This window comes from Vibrio natriegens NBRC 15636 = ATCC 14048 = DSM 759 (assembly GCF_035621455.1).
GTDB classification, from domain to species: Bacteria; Pseudomonadota; Gammaproteobacteria; order Enterobacterales; family Vibrionaceae; genus Vibrio; species Vibrio natriegens.
The window spans coordinates 1,165,285-1,187,209 of record NZ_CP141822.1; the positions used below are offsets into that span (position 1 = coordinate 1,165,285).

General features: G+C 46.1%; 16 protein-coding genes. 11 read left to right on the plus strand and 5 right to left on the minus strand.

Annotated features, from left to right (window positions below; translation table 11 throughout):
- The first annotated feature begins 75 nt into the window (after window positions 1-75).
- The 4 genes from VER99_RS05360 to VER99_RS05375 all read left to right on the plus strand — a co-directional run bounded on the left by VER99_RS05360 (window position 76) and on the right by VER99_RS05375 (window position 6,565).
- The gene (locus VER99_RS05360; RefSeq protein WP_020332917.1) at window positions 76-1,239 is read left to right on the plus strand and encodes a benzoate/H(+) symporter BenE family transporter; all 1,164 of its coding nucleotides are present in this window, start codon (window positions 76-78) and stop codon (window positions 1,237-1,239) included.
- A gap of 473 nt (window positions 1,240-1,712) precedes the next feature.
- Window positions 1,713-2,852, plus strand: coding sequence for an efflux RND transporter periplasmic adaptor subunit (locus VER99_RS05365; protein ID WP_014231449.1), 1,140 nt, complete (start codon window positions 1,713-1,715; stop codon window positions 2,850-2,852).
- Window positions 2,853-2,854: 2 nt separating this feature from the next.
- The gene (locus VER99_RS05370) at window positions 2,855-6,013 is read left to right on the plus strand and encodes an efflux RND transporter permease subunit (protein ID WP_020332918.1); all 3,159 of its coding nucleotides are present in this window, start codon (window positions 2,855-2,857) and stop codon (window positions 6,011-6,013) included.
- A gap of 99 nt (window positions 6,014-6,112) precedes the next feature.
- On the plus strand, window positions 6,113-6,565 hold the full coding sequence (locus VER99_RS05375) for a MarR family winged helix-turn-helix transcriptional regulator (RefSeq protein ID WP_014231451.1): 453 nt from the start codon (window positions 6,113-6,115) through the stop codon (window positions 6,563-6,565).
- A 55-nt stretch (window positions 6,566-6,620) separates the two neighbouring features.
- On the opposite strand, the gene VER99_RS05380 is transcribed toward VER99_RS05375, so the two are convergent.
- The 3 genes from VER99_RS05380 to VER99_RS05390 form a co-directional block, all read right to left on the minus strand.
- Window positions 6,621-7,577, minus strand: a complete 957-nt coding sequence (locus VER99_RS05380) for an AEC family transporter (protein ID WP_020332919.1) — start codon at window positions 7,575-7,577, stop codon at window positions 6,621-6,623.
- Between the two features lie 176 nt (window positions 7,578-7,753).
- Complete coding sequence (gene miaE / locus VER99_RS05385; RefSeq protein ID WP_020332922.1) at window positions 7,754-8,524, minus strand: tRNA isopentenyl-2-thiomethyl-A-37 hydroxylase MiaE; 771 nt, start codon at window positions 8,522-8,524, stop codon at window positions 7,754-7,756.
- 102 nt (window positions 8,525-8,626) lie between these two features.
- Complete coding sequence (locus VER99_RS05390; RefSeq protein WP_024372832.1) at window positions 8,627-9,391, minus strand: hypothetical protein; 765 nt, start codon at window positions 9,389-9,391, stop codon at window positions 8,627-8,629.
- Window positions 9,392-9,715: 324 nt separating this feature from the next.
- Here VER99_RS05390 and cysB point away from each other — a divergent pair, with 324 nt between their 5' ends.
- Together cysB and VER99_RS05400 are read left to right on the plus strand one after the other, a co-directional pair.
- Window positions 9,716-10,690, plus strand: coding sequence for an HTH-type transcriptional regulator CysB (gene cysB / locus VER99_RS05395; RefSeq protein ID WP_014231455.1), 975 nt, complete (start codon window positions 9,716-9,718; stop codon window positions 10,688-10,690).
- A 90-nt stretch (window positions 10,691-10,780) separates the two neighbouring features.
- A complete protein-coding gene (locus tag VER99_RS05400) occupies window positions 10,781-11,974 on the plus strand; it encodes a methyltransferase (protein ID WP_020332924.1) in 1,194 nt (397 codons plus the stop codon).
- A 95-nt stretch (window positions 11,975-12,069) separates the two neighbouring features.
- Here the strand turns inward: VER99_RS05400 and ald are convergent, their stop codons facing one another.
- Complete coding sequence (gene ald, locus VER99_RS05405; protein WP_014231457.1) at window positions 12,070-13,194, minus strand: alanine dehydrogenase; 1,125 nt, start codon at window positions 13,192-13,194, stop codon at window positions 12,070-12,072.
- 156 nt (window positions 13,195-13,350) lie between these two features.
- On the opposite strand from ald, the gene lrp reads away from it, so the two are divergent.
- The 5 genes from lrp (at window position 13,351) to serS (ending at window position 20,538) form a co-directional block, all read left to right on the plus strand.
- Complete coding sequence (gene lrp, locus VER99_RS05410; protein WP_005378234.1) at window positions 13,351-13,845, plus strand: leucine-responsive transcriptional regulator Lrp; 495 nt, start codon at window positions 13,351-13,353, stop codon at window positions 13,843-13,845.
- A 152-nt stretch (window positions 13,846-13,997) separates the two neighbouring features.
- Window positions 13,998-17,078, plus strand: a complete 3,081-nt coding sequence (locus VER99_RS05415) for a DNA translocase FtsK (RefSeq protein ID WP_020332926.1) — start codon at window positions 13,998-14,000, stop codon at window positions 17,076-17,078.
- 76 nt (window positions 17,079-17,154) lie between these two features.
- Complete coding sequence (lolA, locus tag VER99_RS05420; protein ID WP_020332927.1) at window positions 17,155-17,781, plus strand: outer membrane lipoprotein chaperone LolA; 627 nt, start codon at window positions 17,155-17,157, stop codon at window positions 17,779-17,781.
- A gap of 6 nt (window positions 17,782-17,787) precedes the next feature.
- Entirely contained in the window at window positions 17,788-19,137 is a 1,350-nt protein-coding gene (locus VER99_RS05425) for a replication-associated recombination protein A (RefSeq protein WP_020332928.1), read from the plus strand.
- 93 nt (window positions 19,138-19,230) lie between these two features.
- Window positions 19,231-20,538 carry a serine--tRNA ligase gene (gene serS / locus VER99_RS05430; protein ID WP_014231461.1) on the plus strand — a complete coding sequence of 436 codons (1,308 nt, stop codon included), beginning with the start codon at window positions 19,231-19,233 and terminating at the stop codon, window positions 20,536-20,538.
- A gap of 83 nt (window positions 20,539-20,621) precedes the next feature.
- Here the strand turns inward: serS and bioA are convergent, their stop codons facing one another.
- Window positions 20,622-21,899, minus strand: coding sequence for an adenosylmethionine--8-amino-7-oxononanoate transaminase (gene bioA / locus VER99_RS05435; RefSeq protein ID WP_020332930.1), 1,278 nt, complete (start codon window positions 21,897-21,899; stop codon window positions 20,622-20,624).
- Window positions 21,900-21,925: the final 26 nt, after the last annotated feature.

Below are 21,925 nucleotides of genomic sequence, written 5' to 3' on the forward strand. Positions count from 1 at the left end.
TGCGCACAATGTTATCTTTTTGTTTGTATGTTATAGCGCACAAAAATTTTACCATAAAGCAGGGAAGAACGAAGGATGAAAAAGCTGTTCAATTTAAGTCACTTGTCAGCAGGGTTTACTGCCGTGTTAGTGGGCTACACCAGCTCGGTGGTGATTATCATTCAGGCGGCAACCTCTGCCAGTGCGACACCCAGTCAGATAGAAAGCTGGTTGTTGGCCTTGGGCGTCACAATGGGGTTAACCTCCATCGCCTATTCATGGTTTTATAAAACGCCGATACTGACCGCGTGGTCGACACCCGGAGCTGCGATGTTGGTCATTGCTTCACAGCAGTATGAATTGCCAGTTGTCATCGGTTCTTTTGTTGTTTCTGGTGTCCTGATCTTGTTGACGGGGCTCATTTCACCGTTAAGTCGAGCTCTTGAACGCATTCCGTCACAACTCGGCACGGCGATGCTTGGTGCTATTTTGTTGCCGTTCTGCTTAGGGAGCTTTCAAGCAGTGAGCAGCGCACCAATCACATTTTTGATTATGTTTGCTGGCTTTTTGTTAGCCAAGAATACGATTCCAAGGTACGCAATGCTCGTACTTCTTATCCTGGGTGTTGTTTGCGCGGTTGCGGTGGAAGACGCCACGCTTAACATCGAGGAACTCTCCATTGCTCAGCCTATGTGGGTCACTCCGGGTTTGGATCTCGGTGCGATACTGAACTTATCGATCCCGCTTTATATCATTACGATGCTTTCTCAGAATTTGCCTGGTATTGCGATGATGAAAAGTTACCAATATGACACACCAGTGAAACCCATTTTAATGGGCACGGGAATCACCAATATTTTGTCAGCGCCATTTGGTGGTTTTAGTGTCAACCTTGCCGCAATTTCAGCAGCAATTTGTATGACACCAGAAGTAGACTCAGACAAAACACAACGCTACCGCGCAGTGATATGGGCCGGGGTGTTTTATCTGATAGCCGGTGTGTTCGCGACGACGGTTGTGGCGATCTTTTTATCACTTCCTGACGAAGTAACAAAAATCTTAGCGGGTTTTGCCTTGTTAGGGACGTTAATGATGTGTTTGCAATCGGCTTTTCATGATGAAGGATACAGAGAGTCTGCACTGTTTACGTTTCTTATCACTCTGTCCGGAATCAGTTTTCTTGGTGTGAGCGCGACATTGTGGGGCTTGTTGGTGGGGATTATGCATCTGCGTTTAACTCATAAAGCGGTCCGCGCATAAGCATTGCCAGCGACGAAAGTGTTGTGTTGATTGATCCTGACCCGGTTTCGGGTACTAAAAATAAGAATGCATGCATAAATTCAGGTCATTTTTAGTGCATTAGCTAACATTACTTTTGGTTATCTACGAATTGTTTCTTAGGCGTTTAAGAAATAAAAGTGGACTTGGGATCAAATTTTTGTACAAACTTTCGGTGATTATTTAATCAATACGTCTTCTTTTTGAGCAATATTATTGCACACAGAAAAATGTGATTTCCAACGCAAAATAATCAGTTTTGAGATGTTAAGCACACCTTTCAGACAAACGTATTCTGCAAGCGTATAGAAACGTAAATATTGTTGTATGTACAACACTGGGTAATTATCATCCTAAGTAATTTTTGAATGTAACTTCAACAATTATAACCACATTTTTTAGGTGTATTTAGGCGCCTGAATGGTTTTTAGAGAAAGTAAGAAGAGAGATGTTTAATGAGACGTAAAACCACGCTATCGCTGTTGATTGCGTCAAGCCTGTTTATGGCCGGATGCCAACCAAGCCAAGAAGGAACGAAGCAAAGCGGTGGTGCCGCTCCAGCAACAGAAGTCGAAGTGATGACTGTTGAGCCAGTTCGTCAAATGTTAACCGTAGAGCTGCCGGGCCGTAGCCGTGCGTTTAAAGAAGCAGAAGTCCGCCCACAGGTGAGTGGTATTGTCTCGGAACGTAACTTTGTAGAAGGTAGTGTTGTCGAACAAGGTCAGTCACTGTATCAGATTGACGACTCAACCTATCAAGCGGCTCTGTTAAGTGCTGAGGCAGAATTAATCCGCGCGAATGCGACTGAAGAATCCACTTTTGCAACGGTTAAGCGTTACCGTGCCCTCATTTCGAAAAAATCAATCAGTCAACAAGATTTGGATGAAGCGGAAGCGGCTTATAAAGAAGCAAAAGCTCAGGCATTAGTCGCTAAAGCGGCAATCAATACTGCGAAAATCAACTTGTCATACACTCAGGTTAAGGCTCCTATCAGTGGTGTTATCGGTAAATCAAGTGTTACTGCTGGTGCTTTGGTTACTGCAAACCAGTCTGACACGTTAGCGACGATTCAACAGCTTGATCCAATTAACATCGACATCGTGCAGTCATCAGCTCAGTTGCTGCGTCTGAAATCTGCTCTGGCGGAAGGACATATCCAGCAGGATGAGTCAGCCGAAGTGACTTTAGAATTAGAAGATGGTTCGACTTATGCCCATAAAGGCACAATGAAGTTTGTCGAAGTGAATGTTGATGAGAGCACTGGTAGTGTCACGCTGCGTGCGGAATTCCCTAACCCAGATGGGCTGCTTCTACCTGGTATGTTTGTTCGTGCCACGGTGATTACGGGTGTTGACCCTGAAGCTATCCTTGTACCCCAAAACACGGTAACTCGTGATGCAAGGGGACAAGCGACCGTGATGGTTGTTAACGCAGACAATGAAGTTGTCTCGACTCCGGTATCGACAGCTGAAGTGGTTGATAACCAATGGCGTATTATCGACGGCCTGAAAGCGGGCGACAAAGTGATTACGGCTGGTCTGCAAAAGGTAGGTCCGGGTAGTTCTGTAAGCATTCAAACTGGTGAACAGGAGTAATCATGGCACGATTCTTTATCGATCGTCCGGTCTTTGCTTGGGTTCTGGCTATTCTGACTATGCTGGCGGGGGTCATGTCCCTGATGAACTTGCCAGTGTCGCAGTATCCAACCATTTCGCCGCCGACGGTCACGATTTCTGCTCGCTACCCGGGCGCGTCTGCAAAAACGGTTGAAGATTCCGTTACGCAGGTTATTGAACAAAACATGACTGGTCTTGACTACTTGCGTTACCTTTCGTCAAGCAGTGATGCGTTTGGTAATGCGACAGTTACGCTAACATTTGATAGCGAAGCCGATCCGGATATTGCTCAGGTTCAGGTACAAAACAAGCTACAGTTGGCGTTGACCTCGTTACCGAGTGAAGTACAAAGTCAGGGTATTGTTGTCGAGAAATCGAACACCTCTTTCCTATTGGTTGTTGCCCTGTATTCTGAAGATCCAGACTACACACAAAATGACATCGCAGACTATGTGGTATCGAACATTGAAGATCCAATCAGCCGTGTATCAGGTGTTGGTAAGGTTCAGGCGTTTGGTGCGCAATATGCGATGCGTGTTTGGTTAGATCCGTTTAAGCTGACCCAGTTTAATCTGACTGCGATTGATGTTGCTAGCGCGATCAGTGAGCAGAATGCTCAGGTTTCGTCAGGTCAGCTTGGCGCAGCACCAGCACAAAAAGGGCAGTTGTTGAATGCAACCATCTCTTCTGCAAGCCGCTTGAGCAGTGTTGAAGAGTTTGAAAATATCATTCTGAAGTCCGACACCAGCGGCGCAAATGTGTATTTGAAAGACGTTGCTCGTGTGGAACGTGGCGCGGAAAGTTACGACATCAAGGGTCAGTACAATGGCTTCCCAGCATCTGGTTTGGGTCTTTCTCTGGGCACTGGAGCGAACGCTCTGGAAACGGCTGCAGCGGTGAAAGAGCGTTTGGCGCAGTTGCAAGAAAACTTTCCGGCTGGTTTGAAGATCGCTTATCCGTTCGAAACCACACCTTTCGTTGAAGCATCGATCCATGAAGTAGTGAAAACGCTACTGGAAGCGATTGTTTTGGTGTTCTTGATCATGTACCTGTTTTTGCAGAACTTCCGAGCGACGCTTATTCCGACCATCGCGGTTCCGGTTGTTTTGCTTGGTACGTTTGCGGTTTTGTATACGACGGGCTTTAGCGTCAATACTTTAACCATGTTTGCGATGGTTCTGGCGATCGGCTTGCTGGTGGATGATGCCATCGTAGTCGTAGAGAACGTTGAACGTGTGATGCACGAAGATGGGCTCGAACCTAAAGAAGCGACCAAAAAATCGATGGGGCAGATCACTGGCGCCTTGGTTGGTGTCGGTTTGACCTTGTCTGCGGTATTTGTACCGATGGCGTTTATGACAGGTTCTACCGGGGTTATTTATCGCCAGTTTTCGATAACGATCGTTGCAGCCATGACGCTTTCTGTACTGGTTGCGATCATCTTGACGCCAGCGCTGTGTGCGACCTTGCTGAAGAAAGGCGATGCAGAACTGTCTGAGAAGAAAGGTTTCTTCGGCTGGTTTAACCGTAAGTTTGACTCTTTAACTTCAAAATACGAATCGGGCGTAGCAAGACTGCTAAAACGCACGGGTCGTATGATGTTGTTGTTTGTTGCGTTGTCAGCAGGTGCAGGTTGGTTCTTTACTAATCTGTCGACGTCTTTCTTACCTGACGAAGACCAAGGCACTATCTTCTCTATGTCGATTTTGCCTCCGAACTCAACGCAGGAACAAACCGAGAAAACGCTCGATAAGATGCGTGAGTACTTCCTTGAAGAAGAAAAAGATGCTGTAAACTCGATATTTACCGTGGCTGGATTTAGTTTTGCCGGTCAGGGACAAAATATGGGTATGGCATTCATTAACTTGAAGGACTGGTCAGAGCGTAAAGAGCCGGGAATGGACGCAGCTTCATTAACGGGTCGAGCGATGGGTTACTTCTCGACCATCAAAGAGGCGATGGTTTATGCCTTTGCACCGCCAGCAATCCAAGAGTTAGGTAACGCCACCGGTTTTGATTTCTATCTTCAGGACTCGTTAAACCAAGGGCACGATGCATTGGTTGCAGCGCAAGGCCAGCTACTTGGTATGGCAGCACAAAACCCTAATCTGGTTGGTGTTCGTCCTAACGGTCAGGCGGATGCGCCGATGTACCAAGTGCACGTTGACCACGCGAAGCTACGCGCTTTGAATGTGAGCATTGATGACGTTAACCAAATCCTGTCTTCGGCATGGGGTGGCGCTTACATCAACGACTACATTGACCGTGGCCGTGTTAAAAAGGTGATGCTACAGAGTGATGCCGAGTTCCGTATGCAGCCTAAAGACTTTGATTCTTGGTACGTGCGTAACTCCAATGGTGACATGGTGCCATTCTCTGCGTTTGCTCATGGCGAATGGACGTACGGTTCTCCTCAGTTACAACGTTTTGATGGCCTGCCTGCGATGAACATTCAGGGTGGCGCAGCGCCTGGCGTTAGTACTGGTGATGCGATGGCCGAGATTGAATCGTTGGTAAAACAGTTACCTGAAGGTTTCCAGGTGAAGTGGACGGGTATCTCTTATGAAGAGCGCCTATCCGGAAACCAGGCTCCAATGCTATACGCGTTGTCGATTCTGGTTGTTTTCCTTGTATTGGCTGCACTTTATGAAAGTTGGTCTGTACCGTTCGCAGTTGTATTAGTGGTTCCTCTGGGTGTGCTTGGTGCAGTGCTTGCGGTGATGGGACGAGGTTTGGATAACGATGTGTTCTTCCAGGTAAGTCTACTAACCACTGTCGGTCTGGCGACCAAAAACGCCATTCTGATTGTTGAATTTGCTAAAGAGTACTACGAGAAAGGTGCGGGGCTTATTGAAGCCACGTTGCATGCAATTCGAGTGCGTCTACGCCCGATCATCATGACGTCACTGGCGTTTGGTCTTGGGGTTGTGCCTTTGGCTATTAGTTCTGGTGTAGGTTCAGCAGGTCAGAACGCAGTAGGTACAGGTGTACTTGGCGGTATGATCAGTGCAACATTGTTGGGGATCTTCTTTGTTCCGATCTTCTTCGTCGTGGTAGAACGTTTGTTTGACCGCAAAGCGAGAAAAGAGCAGGAAGAAGAACAACAAGCGTTGGCTCAAGAATCTGAATCTTCAAAGTAGACCTTAATAGCTTGAACTAAGTTATACTACTGATAATTTTGTAATATAAGAGCGCTTCGGCGCTCTTTGTTTATCTGCTCTACTTAAAAATAGCCATCCATGAAAGATAAAAAGATTTCTCCAATTACCGTTTTAGACAAAAGCCCGATGTTTGTTTGTGGCGTAATGCAACGTATGTATCGAAATCGTGCGCAGGCCGAACTATCGCGTCAAAGTTTGATCACCTTAGAGATGGCGAGTGCGCTGGCGGCGATCGAAGAATTTCAGCCAATGAGTCAGCAAGCGTTAGCGAATGCCGTAATCTGCGAACGTAGCGTTGCGAAGCGTATGGTGGATAATTTGCAAAAGCGTGGTTTGGTACAGGTTTCTAAATGTGAATCAAACCGTCGAATCAAGATGCTAAGTCTGACCACTGACGGCCAGCAAACGTTGCAAAAGGTTCATGAAATCATGACTAACTTGCAGCGGGATTTCTTCTCTTGCTTGTCTGAGTCGGAAACCTCGGAGTTCGTTCGTCTGATCAGGAAGGTGACGCTGGCCAATCACGACTGACAATAGCTAGCGAAACCCACAAGTCAACGTAAGTTCGGACCTGCTGAATTCATGTTTAAATCAAATCCAGAGAATTCAACATGATGATCCCTAGGGTGCAAGTTAGTGTGGAAAGGACGGTGGTCATAGCAATAATGTTGGCCGCCAGTACAGAGTTTGCGCCCATAGAACGGGCCATGACGTAACTTGCTGCCGCAACGGGCGAAGCGTTCATAAAGAACAAAATGCCTAGCTCAACACCTCTGAATCCGACCAAATACGCACCTAATGTGATTACCGCAGGTGCTACCAGAAGTTTGTAACTACTGGCAAACCATGATGGGCCTTTCTCTTGTCTCATTAAGCGCAAATTCAATGATCCGCCCGTGCATAACAATGCAAGTGGTAATGTCATCTTCGACAAGTAATTACCTGCATCAATCGCAATTTTAGGCACAGGGATCGACAGTATGTAAAAAAGCATCCCGAGCACGATGGATATAATCAACGGGTTTTTAGTCAGCGTGCGAAACATCAACTTTGTGGCCTGAGAGACGGATGTCGCGCCTTTAGGTGATAAGCAGATAACCGCTTGTACGTTATAGATAAAGGTGGTGACAGCTACATAAAGAGCGGCTAACGCGACGCCTGATGGACCATAAGCACTAGACACATAAGCAAGACCTATGATGCCCGTATTAGCACGATATCCGCCTTGCACCAGCACTCCTTGATCAGGGGAGGTCGGAAATAACAACTTGACGGAAATGTAGGTAAAAACAAAAAATGAAATACTGGCGATGATGCCATAGTTGACGAAATTACTGGCTGAAGCGAAGTCATGTTCTGAAGACACAATGCTGATGAATAGCATAGCTGGAAGTGTCACCTTGAAGACCAGCTTTGACCCCACATCGATAAAGTTATTATCAATCAAGCCAACTCGTTTAAAGACCACCCCGAGCACTAGCATCAAACAGATAGGGCCTGTAATCGATAGAGAAAATTGCAACTGATTTAAAACCGAGTCCATTCGGGTACCCGTTGAGAAAAGTTATTATTGTTTAAGCTATTAAGCCACAAACTAGGGGGAGAGGAACAGTAGAATGATGAAATTCTATTCAGTTTTTTCACTTAATAAAAAGCCGGGACTTGAAGTGACCCCTTAAAGAAGCATGCTCCGGCTTTATTCTATTTTTTATCCGACGATTAAGCGGGTACGCCACTGTGGAATTTGAAATCTTCGTCTGGCGTTAAGATGAGATCCGCTTCGACACGTCCAAAGTATTTGATGCGTTCGCTAATGTCTTTCCCTGCGATTTGCTCAGCCAGCACCAAATAGTCTTGGTAATGACGGGCCTCAGAACGCAGCAGAGAAATGTAGAACTTAGCGATATCTTCTTCCATATGTGGTGCCAGTTTCGCAAAGCGCTCACATGAGCGAGCTTCTATGTATGCGCCAATGATCAGCTTATCGATCAACGTTTCTGGCTCGTGGGTTTTCATATGAGAGATCAGCCCTTTAGCATAGCGACTTGCCGGGATGTTCTGGTATTCAATGTCACGGCTTTCCATAATCTCCAGCACTTGATAAAAGTGGTGTAACTCTTCTTTGATCAAAAGCACCATCTTATCAATTAGATCCTGGCTATACGGTGAGTCTGATTTCGCCATGATTGATTTGGAAATATTACTTTTGCCTTTCAATGTTTCTAATGAGCCAACATTGCGATAAGCGAAGTCTTCGTAGGGTTTAAACCAGTCTAGTAACGCGTGTGAACTGTTTTGATCAACGGCGTATTTCCGTATCAAAAACATGGCTGACTGGCCTGCTTTGAGCTCGCAAAGTAGGTGGTCTAACAAAATGGTTTGAAGATTTTCTGGTTTCTTGGCTTCTTCAACCCACGCATCAGGTGTGCTGCACTGTAGAAACTGGTTGATAGGAGCAAGAAGATCTTGATAGGCGTCTAAATTTATCATGTTAATTTAATACTTTACGTTCTGATTTTTATCCACTGGTGGCCTGGATACAAAAAAGGCTGCCAGAGCAGCCTTTTCCATGAGTGGAAAGCTAAGCAGATATTACCACTTTTTCTTCTCACCGAAGAGCACTTCCATATCATTGTCACGCTCTTTATCGGCCAGTTGCTGAATTTCTGCGTTGTTTTTATCTTGGCGTCTTTTATCTAAATCACCCAGCATATCTTCAAGCTTTTGTTTGGCCTGAATTGAATAAGCATCATTTTTGGTACTTAACGCGTCAATGCCTTTACGTAGAAGCTGAAGTGCAGTGCCTGGTTGACCACGCGCAATAGAGTCGTTGGCTCTTTTTATTACGTTTTCGATATTGATGCGGATTTGGATCGTTTCCAAGCGCGCGTTCTCACTAACGTAAGTCTGAGTATCTAATCGACCTTTATTGTGCTCGTTACGAACCGTGTCTCTCAGGCGTTTCACCAGTTTGAGCATCGCAATGGCTTGTTTATCGCTGCTTGGCATTTTGAATGCCGTACTGTCACCAGCTTGCTCGTTTAATTTTAACTGGACAATTTGCTGCTTGAGATTTTCGACCCGCTGGGAGAGCTGCTTATTTTTTGGATCGAGTTGTTGCATCGCTTCTAAGGCGTCAAGAATTCGATTGTTCAGGCATAGCAGAAGATCATGGCTGAAAGGAATATGGTGAGCGTGACCAATAAGTTCTTCAGTACCGTCAATTAAAGCAACGTAACGAGCGGATTCCTGTCTTCTTGCCGTTTCGACTTTGACCTTGTATTGCAACATCATGTTATAGCCTAGGATCAAGACCAATAAGATGGCTACCAAAGCGATTATTAAACCAATATTCATATCTTTGCGTCTGCTTTTAGTTTCTACGGCTAGCGCTAAAGAATACATGAATCTCAACGAGCAAGGCACCCTATTTATCGGATTATTTAGCCCGCCACACGTTTTAATTTATATGGATTCGCTCGCATCTATAAAGCAGCATTTAAACGATTCAATCATGCGCATATTAATTTGCTTCTAATTTTTTAGTATGAGTTTGAGATATATGTTAGAAAGTACTGTTCATTTGGCAGATGTCGCGTTATAACTAATTATTATATCACTCAAAAGAGTGATGATTTTTGCTTTCGATTTTAGTGTCTCGGGAACGAGTAAGGGATTACGATGAAACTGCAACAACTGAAGTATATTGTTGAGGTTGTAAACCATAATTTGAACGTGTCTGCCACCGCAGAAAGTTTGTACACCTCACAGCCTGGTATCAGTAAGCAGGTGAGGTTACTGGAAGATGAACTGGGCATCCAAATTTTCGAGCGAAGTGGTAAGCACTTAACTCAGGTGACTGGCGCGGGCGAAGAGATTGTTCGAATTTCTCAAGAAATCCTTGGACGTGTCGAAAGTATTAAAGCGGTAGCGGGTGAGCATACGCATCCTGAAATGGGAACCCTGAATATTACGACGACGCACACACAAGCGCGTTATGCCTTACCCGATGTCATTAAAGGTTTTACGACTCGTTACCCGAAAGTTTCTTTGCACATGCATCAGGGTACTCCTTCGCAAATGTCAGAAGCGATCGCTAAAGGTACGGCAAATTTTGCGATAGCGACTGAAGCACTGCATCTTTATCAAGACGCAATTATGTTGCCTTGTTATCACTGGAACCGCTCTATTGTAGTGCCGAAAGATCACCCTCTGGCGAAGAAGGCCAACATCAGCATCCATGACCTTGCCGCTTACCCGCTAGTGACTTACGTATTTGGCTTCACAGGCCGCTCTGAACTCGATACTGCATTTAACCGTGAAGGCCTGACTCCTCGCGTGGTATTTACTGCAACCGATGCGGATGTGATCAAAACCTACGTAAAAATGGGTATTGGTGTTGGTGTGATTGCAAGTATGGCTGTTGATGAAAAGCAAGACACAGATTTAGTTGCTATCGATGCTAGTCATTTGTTCGGGGCAAGTACCACCAGTATCGGCTTCCGTCGCGGCACGTTCCTTCGTTCTTATATGTTTGATTTTATGGAAAGATTTGCGCCGCACTTGACTCGACCAGTGGTAGAGCAAGCTATCTCTTTGAAGTCAAACGTGGAAATTGAAGAGATGTTTAAAGATATCGACCTTCCAGTCCGATAACGATGAATTACATGCCCATACCCAAGCCGAGTGTTTCGGAAAGGGTTGGTTAGGTATATAATTCGCCCCCGCTAGTGTGGTGGGGGCTTAATGAATACTCGATTCCAATTTATTAATGACTGTCTGATTGACAACCAATCGTTGTGGCGATTTGATCCATTCCAAAGCAGCATTCATCCAGTACTACCTTGGCAAGAACAGTATCCCGATCTTTGTCAGTGGTTAGCGTCACTGTCTCCTCTTGAAATTGAACGCTTAAAAGCAAAACCTGAAGAAGCGTTGGCTGAAATTAGCGCTTACCTACCAGTACTTAAATTACTGTCTGAGCATACCCACTTAGAAACGGTACCACTCAAAGGTTTGGATCTTGACCGCGGTTTAGACAGCGGTGTTCCTGGTCGTAAACTTGAGCAAATAGTTGCCATGGGAGAAGCCGCAATCCAAAGCCATTATGGTGAAGAATGGCTCGAGTGGTGCTCGGGTAAGGGGTATCTTGGACGTATTCTGACCACACAAACGGATCAGCCTGTTACCAGCTTTGAATATCAACAATCGTTATGCGATTCGGGACAGTCGGCGGCTAATGAACATCAATGGAAGATGACGTTTATTCAAGGCGACGCATTTGATGCCAAAGCGAAAGCGGTTTTTAAGCCTACGCAACATGCCGTTGCGCTGCATGCTTGTGGTGACTTACATATTCGTTTGCTTCAGTACGGCTGTGAAGCAGGAGTCTCGGCAATGACGATTTCTCCGTGCTGTTATCACCTTATTCAGGGCGAAACGTATCAACCATTGTCCGAGATTGCTCAACACTCTACGTTAGTGCTGTCGAAACAAGAACTTCGTATTCCATTGCAACAAACGGTGACGGGTGGGGAACGTGTCCGCCGTCATCGTCAGCAAGAAATGATTTTCAGGCTTGGCTTTGATCTAATCACTCGTCAGGTGCTAGGCATTGAAGAATACCAACCGGTCCCGAGTATCCGCAAATCACAGTTGAGTGAAGGGTTTGAGGCATTTTGTTTGTGGGCGGCAGAGCAAAAGGCGATCGATATCAGTCAGTCGATTGACTTTAATAAGTTCGAAACCTTAGCGGAACAGCGCTTTTGGCATATGGAAAGAATGAGCTTAGTTCAGCTGGTATTTCAGCGTCCATTAGAGCTTTGGCTCGCATTAGATAAAGTACTTTATCTTGAGCAACGTGGTTATCGTGCCAGTTTGTCGGAGTTTTGCTCTAAAACTGTCACGCCTCGAAATATTTTAATTTGTGCATATAAGTAATGGTTATTATTTATATCTAAATGCTCTATAGGAAAAAGCCCACCTGCTAGTGGGCTTTTGTAAACAAAACGTGACAAAAATGAATTATTTTGTCATTAGTTGAACATTGCAATCGCTTGCTCTGCTTCTACATATTCAAGACCAAAGCTGTCGGCAACTTCTTTACAAGTCACTTTGCCGTGAATAACGTTTAGTCCTTCAAGGAAACCTTTCTCGTCGAGAAGGGCTTTTTGGTAGCCTTTATTCGCCAGTTTCAAAATGTAAGGTAACGTTGCGTTGTTCAATGCAAAAGTAGAAGTACGGGCAACGGCACCTGGCATGTTTGCTACGCAGTAGTGAACGACTTCATCGACGATGTATGTCGGTTCTGCGTGAGTGGTTGCGTGCGATGTTTCAAAGCAACCACCTTGGTCGATAGCTACATCAACTACCGCTGCGCCTGGCTTCATCTTCGCAATGTGTTCTTTTGTCACCAGTTTAGGTGCAGCTGCACCCGGGATAAGAACTGCGCCAATTACTAGGTCAGCTTCTACAACATGCTTCTCAATCGCGTCTTCTGTAGAATAAACGACTTTAGCGCGGCCTTGGAATTCTTCGTCCAGTTTACGCAGAGTATCGACATTACGATCAAGAATAGTGACGTCTGCACGAAGGCCCACAGCCATACGAGCTGCGTTTGCGCCAACGACACCGCCGCCCACAATGACGACTTTTGCAGGTTCAACACCAGGTACGCCGCCAAGCAGTAAACCACGACCACCGTGTGATTTTTCTAGCGTTTGTGCACCTGCTTGAATAGACATCCGACCTGCTACTTCAGACATTGGTGCTAACAGTGGCAAACGACCCATATTATCTGTTACAGTCTCATAGGCTATACAGACAGCTTTGCTCTTGATTAGCTCATCAGTTTGTGGAAAATCTGGTGCTAGGTGTAAATAAGTAAATAAAATTTGCCCTTCGCGGAGCATTGCTCTCTCGACTGCTTGGGGTTCTTTAACTTTTACTATCATGTCTGCTTGCGCGAAAACGTCTGCAGCATGAGGGAGAATGGATGCGCCGACAGCGATGTAATCATCGTCTGTAAAACCAATGCCGGCACCTGCGTTGGTCTCAACTAAAACTTGGTGACCATGTGAGATTAACTCTCTCACGCTTGCTGGGATCATACCGACACGATATTCGTGGTTTTTGATTTCCTTAGGTACGCCAATGATCATCCTGTATCCTCTTTCTATAATGGTTATTTTAACTATTTGTAGGGTGTTATTATCGAATTAATAGCTAGTATAGTTATAGATTTGTAATATTTGGCACCAAATATTAAAAAGTTGTAGTATATTTTTTTGCAAGGAAGTAATAAGGTGGAATAAAAAATGGCAGACAACTATAAAAAGCCGTCCAAGGAACTAGACCGTATCGACCGCAACATTCTTAATGAATTGCAGAAAGACGGTCGTATTTCGAACGTAGAACTTTCAAAGCGTGTTGGTCTTTCGCCAACGCCGTGTTTGGAGCGTGTACGTCGATTAGAACGTCAGGGGTACATTACAGGGTATACTGCGTTACTGAATCCGCAGTTTTTGGACGCTTCACTTTTAGTGTTCGTTGAAATTACGTTAAACCGTGGCGCACCAGATGTGTTCGAGCAGTTTAACTCTGCGGTTCAAAAACTGGATGATATCCAAGAATGTCATCTAGTATCAGGTGACTTTGACTATCTTCTTAAAACTCGTGTATCAGATATGGGTGCTTACCGTCGACTACTTGGCGATACGCTTCTACGTTTACCTGGTGTAAACGACACTCGTACATACGTTGTTATGGAAGAAGTGAAACAATCTAACCAGCTTGTGATTAAAACTCGTTAATTTCTTGCAAAGAAAGCGGTATATGCTTCCGCTTTCGGCATTGAGTAATTGGGTTTTTCTCTTTGATATGGTTAAATCAATTTACCGAGCGGCTTTATGCCGCTCGGAATGTTTTGCAAATTCCTAATTCATTTCCATATTCAAGTTGATTTATGTTCAAAGAGAACGCAAAGAAAGTCGAAACCATCATCAAAACAAGTGAAGAGCCTCAGTCTTCACGCTTAAATGGCTTCCAACGCTTGAAAGAGTGCTGCTTTATTGTGGGCGTTCTTAGCTCGGTATTGCTTGCTGTAGCGTTATTTACCTTTAGCCCGGCCGATCCTTCCTGGTCCCAAACTGCTTGGGGAGGAGAGATCGATAATGCGGGTGGCCTGTTTGGCGCTTGGCTAGCCGATACTCTATTTTTCACGTTTGGCTCACTGGCTTACCCTCTGCCTTTCTTATTGGCTGCGGCGGCATGGGTGCTTTGTCGTAAGCGCGGCGAAGACGAGCCAATCGATCTTATGCTTTGGGGCACAAGACTACTTGGTCTTGTTGTTCTCATTATGACCAGTTGTGGTTTGGCCGATATTAATTTCGATGATATCTGGTATTTCTCATCGGGTGGCGTTGTAGGCGACGTACTCTCCAGCCTGGCATTACCTACACTCAATATTTTGGGGACCACGTTAGTTCTGCTGTTTTTGTGGGGCGCGGGCTTTACTCTGTTTACCGGAATATCTTGGTTAAACATTGTCGAATGGTTAGGTGATCGCTCCCTAGGGTTAGTCAATGGTATTGCTAATAAACTCAGAGGCTCAGAGCAGGAGACACTGGAACCTCAACTCGATGAGTTTATTGAAGATAAAGTCACGACAAGACGCGTTGAGGTCGATCAGGAAGAAGAAGCACTTCCTCACTTGACCGCATATGATGTCGAAGAGCCTAAAGAAGCGCCGCACGAATATCCTATTTATATGCCGCAAACTCAGCCGGAACCGCGGGTGTCAAAACCTGTGGCGGATTCGGTAAAACCTGTTTCGGTTGCAGCAGAAAAGCCGGCAATGGCGTATTCCAAACCAGAACCTCAAACGCAGGCATTCAGCGCGAGTCATGTTGATCCATCAGTGGAACGCACTAAACAGCTCAATGTCACGATTGAAGAGCTGGAAGCGGCTGCTCATCAGGCTGACGATTGGGCGATGGAAGAGCAACCAGAACAAACGCTAACTTCGACACAACAGAATTATTCAGAGCCACAACGCCCTGCTGAACATGAAGTGACTGATACAACATCATTCCAAAGTGAACCGGACTACGCTGAGTATGCGCAGTTCGCAGCGGAGCAAGCACAGCAGGCTCACGTTGATTCAGTACCATTTGAAGAGCCAGTGATAGATTCCGCCTCTTTGGATAATATTTCTGAGCAGACAGAACCCGGCGAGCATATTGAACCAACGATTTCGAACTTTGATGTTGTTGATGACGAAGATGAGGACGAGTATGTTGCTGCTCAACCAGAGCCGACAGTGGTTCCTCAATCAGAGGCTTCAATAGCGCAATCAAGCGAGCCGTTTGTAAGGTCTGAACCGTCACCACGTGAGACATTTGAGCCTGCTCCTGTGGTCGAAGTAGAAGAGGTTGCTGAGGGCGATCAAGATGTGGCTGCATTCCAGAACATGGTAGCTGGTGCTCAAGCTAAAGTGGCAGCAACACAAAACCCATTTTTGATGAAACAAGAAGAAAACCTGCCTGTGCCAGAAGAGCCACTACCAACTCTAGAGCTTCTTTATCACCCAGAAAAACGCGAGAACTTTATTGATCGTGACGCGTTAGAGCAGGTCGCTCGACTGGTTGAAAGTAAGTTGGCAGATTACAAAATTAAGGCGGACGTGGTCGGTATTTATCCAGGCCCTGTCATCACTCGATTTGAGTTGGATTTGGCGCCGGGTGTAAAAGTCAGCCGTATTTCTGGCCTTTCAATGGACTTGGCTCGTGCGCTGTCTGCAATGGCAGTACGTGTTGTTGAAGTGATTCCAGGTAAACCTTACGTAGGTTTGGAACTGCCAAACATGAGCCGTCAGACCGTATATCTTTCCGACGTTATCAACAGCCCTCAATTTGAGCAGGCTAAATCACCGACAACGGTAGTGCTTGGTCAGGACATTGCTGGTGAAGCGGTCATCGCCGATATTGCTAAAATGCCTCACGTGCTGGTGGCTGGTACAACCGGTTCGGGTAAGTCGGTCGGTGTAAACGTGATGATCTTGAGTATGCTCTACAAAGCGTCTCCGGAAGATCTGCGTTTTATCATGATCGACCCGAAAATGTTGGAGCTTTCAATCTATGAAGGCATTCCGCATCTACTTTCTGAAGTTGTGACAGACATGAAAGACGCGTCTAACGCTCTCCGTTGGTGTGTAGGCGAGATGGAACGTCGTTACAAACTGATGTCAACGCTAGGCGTTCGTAACGTTAAAGGCTTCAACGAAAAACTGAAGATGGCTGCGGAAGCGGGACACCCAATTCATGACCCATTCTGGCAAGAAGGCGACAGCATGGACACTGAGCCACCGCTGCTAGAGAAACTGCCATACATCGTTGTTGTCGTGGATGAGTTTGCTGACTTGATGATGGTCGTCGGTAAAAAAGTCGAAGAACTGATTGCACGCTTGGCACAGAAAGCACGTGCAGCGGGTATTCACCTGATTCTTGCGACTCAGCGACCATCTGTTGATGTTATTACCGGTCTGATTAAAGCGAACATCCCAACGCGTGTGGCATTTACCGTATCAACCAAGACGGACTCGCGTACGATCCTAGACCAAGGTGGTGCTGAATCACTATTGGGTATGGGTGACATGCTTTACTTGCCGCCGGGTTCGAGCCATACCATACGTGTACACGGCGCATTTGCTTCAGATGACGATGTTCATGCTGTCGTGAATAACTGGAAAGCTCGCGGAAAACCAAACTATATCGATGAGATTATCAGCGGCGACCAGAGTCCGGAAAGTTTACTCCCGGGCGAACAGATGGAATCTGATGAAGATGTAGACCCGTTGTTCGATCAAGTGGTTGAGCACGTCGTTCAGTCACGTCGTGGTTCAGTTTCCGGTGTGCAGCGTCGCTTCAAGATTGGTTACAACCGAGCTGCTCGAATCGTTGAGCAGCTGGAAGCTCAAGGTATTGTCAGCGCACCGGGCCACAATGGCAACCGCGAAGTTCTCGCGCCTGCGCCGCCAAAAGATTAATGAACTTGTCTTACTCACCTCAGTCCAAAGAGGTGAGTAAAATTCGGTCTTTTAGACCACAGTGATAGGTATTTGAATGAAACAACGATTTTCAGCGAAACTCATCTCCGCGCTTGTTTTAAGCTTCTCTATATTCTCAACCGCGTATGCCGAATCCCCAAAAGCAGAGTTAAGCAAGCGTTTATCAATTAACGAAGGCTTCAGTGCCGACTTTTCTCAACAAGTCATCAGCCCTGAAGGGGAAACGGTGATGGAAGGGGAAGGGACCGTTGAGATTGCCCGTCCGAGTTTGTTCCGTTGGAGCACGACATTCCCAGACGAAAACTTGTTGGTGTCTGATGGTAAAACCCTTTGGTACTACAGCCCATTTATCGAACAAGTGAGCATTTACTGGCAAGAACAAGCTGCTGAACAGACACCATTTGTGCTTTTGACTCGTAATCGCGCAAGTGATTGGGACAATTACAAAGTCTCTCAAAAAGGCAATGAGTTCACACTGATCCCGACAGCTGTCGATTCAACGCAAGGTCGTTTCCAGATTAATATCGATGCAAAAGGTATCGTAAAAGGCTTCAATGTGATTGAACAAGATGGTCAAAGAGGCCTGTTCAAATTCAGTAACGTGAAGCTAGGAAAACCAAAAGCCAACCGATTCACATTCACGATTCCAAAAGGAGTGGAAGTGGATGACCAAAGGAATTAACGGGTAGTGACGAATTACACACTAGATTTCTCGGGGGACGAAGATTTTCGTCCCCTTGCTGCGCGTATGAGGCCGCAAACGGTCGAACAGTATATTGGACAGCAGCATATTTTAGGTCCGGGGAAACCTTTACGTCGTGCATTAGAAGCCGGGAATATCCACTCAATGATTTTGTGGGGGCCTCCGGGTACCGGCAAAACGACGTTGGCAGAAGTCGCAGCGAATTACGCGAATGCAGAGGTGGAGCGTGTTTCTGCAGTGACGTCTGGTGTGAAAGAAATACGTGCTGCGATTGAGAAAGCACGAGAAAATAAAATGACGGGTCGCCGCACGATATTGTTTGTGGATGAGGTACACCGGTTTAACAAGTCTCAGCAAGACGCTTTCCTTCCGCATATTGAAGATGGTACGGTTACCTTCATCGGTGCAACCACAGAAAACCCGTCTTTCGAACTCAACAACGCATTGTTGTCTCGGGCGCGTGTCTACAAACTGACCTCACTGAATAAAGACGAGATTGCACAGGCGCTCAATCAAGCAATTCACGATAAAGAGCGTGGTCTGGGTAAGATACCGGCCCACTTTGCTGATAACGTGCTCGATCGCTTATCAGAACTGGTTAACGGTGACGCTCGCATGTCGCTTAATTACCTTGAGTTGCTTTACGATATGGCCGAAGACAATGCACAAGGTGAGAAAGAAATCACACTTAAGCTACTGGCCGAAGTCGCAGGGGAAAAAGTCTCTCGTTTTGATAACAAAGGCGACATTTGGTACGACTTGATTTCTGCGGTACATAAATCAATTCGCGGATCTAACCCAGATGCAGCACTGTACTGGGCTGCGAGAATGATCGCTGCAGGTTGTGACCCTTTATACATTGCACGCCGATTACTCGCAATTGCTTCCGAGGATATCGGAAATGCGGATCCTCGAGCTATGCAAGTAGCGCTCTCTGCATGGGACTGTTTTACGCGTGTTGGTCCGGCAGAAGGTGAACGTGCGATTGCTCAGGCGATCGTGTACCTTGCGTGTGCACCTAAGAGTAATGCGGTCTATGTGGCGTGGAAACAAGCGCTTTCCGACGCGCATAACTTACCCGAGTACGAAGTCCCTCATCATTTGCGTAATGCACCAACAAGTTTGATGAAAGACATGGGGTACGGCGCTGAATATCGGTATGCTCACGATGAGCCGGGAGCGTATGCAGCGGGTGAGCGATATCTGCCACCGGAAATGGATGATCGTAAGTACTATGAGCCGACAAATCGAGGTCTAGAGACCAAAATCGGCGAAAAGTTAGATTACTTGGCTACTTTAGACGCAAATAGCCCACAAAAGCGCTATGAAAAGTAGGCATTTTTGGATACATTTATTCGGTAAATTTTTATAGCGTACTAGCAAGATGTTGGTGCGCGATTTCACAACTACAAAAGCATAGGATTAACAATGCTGGATTCTAAATTACTTCGAACTGAGCTGGATGAAACAGCTGCTAAACTGGCGCGTCGTGGCTTTAAGCTAGACGTCGAGACTATCCGTAACCTTGAAGAACAACGTAAGTCCATTCAAGTAGAAGTTGAAAATTTACAATCCACGCGTAACTCCATCTCCAAGCAAATCGGCCAAAAAATGGCAGCTGGCGACAAAGAAGGCGCAGAAGAAATCAAGAAACAAATCGGTACATTAGGTAGCGATCTTGATGCTAAAAAAGTGGAACTTGAGCAAGTGATGTCTCAACTAGAGGAAATCACGCTTTCTGTTCCAAACCTGCCAGCTGACGATGTGCCAGACGGTAAAGATGAAGAAGACAACGTAGAAATCTCTCGTTGGGGCGAGCCAAAAACTTACGATTTCGAACTGAAAGATCACGTTGACCTAGGTGAAATGGGCGACGGTCTTGATTTCGCGAGCGCGACTAAAATTACCGGTGCACGCTTTATCGTGATGAAAGGTCAGTTCGCGCGCCTACACCGTGCAATCGCTCAGTTCATGCTAGATCTTCACACTGAAGAACACGGCTACACAGAAATGTACGTACCGTACCTAGTGAATTCTGACAGCCTATTTGGTACAGGTCAGCTACCTAAATTTGGTAAAGACCTTTTCCACACAGAACCGCTTGAAGAGAAAGTGAACGACGAAGAGCCGCGTAGACTGTCACTTATCCCTACAGCTGAAGTACCAGTAACTAACATGGTACGTGACACGATCTCTGACGAAGCGGATCTACCGCTTAAGATGACGGCTCACACACCGTGTTTCCGTTCAGAAGCAGGTTCTTACGGTCGTGATACTCGTGGTCTTATCCGTATGCACCAGTTCGACAAAGTTGAACTTGTACAAATCACTAAGCCAGAAGACTCAATGGATGCACTTGAAGAGCTAACAGGTCACGCTGAGAAAGTTCTGCAACTTCTAGAGCTTCCTTACCGTAAAGTCGTTCTGTGTACAGGTGACATGGGCTTCGGTGCTCGTAAGACTTACGACCTAGAAGTATGGGTTCCTGCGCAAGAAACTTACCGTGAAATCTCTTCATGTTCTAACATGTGGGACTTCCAGGCTCGCCGTATGCAAGCGCGTTTCCGTCGTAAAGGCGAGAAGAAACCTGAGCTTGTGCACACGCTAAACGGTTCTGGCCTAGCAGTAGGTCGTACAATGGTTGCTATCCTTGAAAACAACCAAGAAGCAGACGGCCGTATTGCAATCCCAACTGCACTTCAGAAGTACATGGGCGGCGCAACGCACATCGGTTAATAAGTAAACTGAATAAATACAAAAACCCAGCTTTTGAGCTGGGTTTTTTAATATCTAAAAACCAAAATCAGTGGGCGTGGTAGTTATAAAAAACAGTCTTCACGTTGAAGCGCTGTTTCAATCGCGTTTACCAACCTTTCAATGTGTTCTGGCTCGCTGATAAATGGTGGCATCATATAAATGAGTTTGCCAAACGGACGAATCCATACACCCTGCTCGACAAATAGCGCCTGAATCGTTTCCATATTAACGGGACGATGAGTTTCCACAACGCCTATTGCACCAAGCCAACGTGTATTTTTCACCACATCATATTGTTCTAGCTTGGGTAACAACTCAGAAAAAAGCGTTTCAATTTGCTGAGTCTGCTGTTGCCAGGCTCCTTGCTCGATAAGCTCTAAACTCGCGGTCGCTACCGCACAAGCGAGCGGGTTTCCCATGAAAGTGGGCCCATGCATAAAGCAACCTGCTTCGCCACCGCAAACCGTATCAGCGACATGTTTGGTCGCAAGAGTGGCGGATAACGTCATATAGCCACCAGTTAATGCTTTACCAACACAAAGGATGTCTGGCTGAATATCGGCATGCTGACATGCGAAAAGCTTTCCAGTGCGTCCAAATCCTGTCGCAATCTCATCAGCAATCAATAGAAGTTCATATTTATCACAGAGTGCTCTGACACCTTTAAGGAACTCAGGATGATAAATACGCATCCCCCCGGCACCTTGTACGATTGGCTCGAGAATCACTGCGGCAAGTTCTTGGTGATGCTGCTCGATCTTCTGTGCGAAATCAGCCAAGTTGTCGGGGTTCCATTCATCCAAATAACCGCATGTCGGAGAGTCCGCGAAGATGTGTTCTGGCAGGAAGCCTTTGTATAGCGAGTGCATCGAGTTGTCGGGGTCAGTGACCGACATTGCGGCAAACGTGTCACCATGGTAACCGTGTTTTAAGGTAAGGAATTTAGGTCTGCGTTCGCCTTTTGCATGCCAATATTGCAACGCCATTTTGAGGCTTACCTCTACAGCGACCGAGCCTGAATCGGCAAGAAAAACGTGTTCGAGATTGTCAGGTGCGAGGGAGAGCAGCTTCTTACACAAACTGATAGCGGGTTGGTGAGTAATACCACCAAACATAACATGAGAAACCTGATCAATTTGCTGATGCGCCGCTTGGTTCAGATGCGGATGATTATAGCCATGAATCGTTGACCACCAAGACGACATGCCATCAACTAATTGGGTGCCGTCTTCCAGATTAATGTAGACCCCATCAGCTGAAACAACCGGATAGCAGGTCAGAGGAGTCAGCGTAGAAGTGTAGGGATGCCAGATATGTTGGCGATCGAAGGCAAGATCCATGTGTAATTCCAATATTGTAAAGGTTA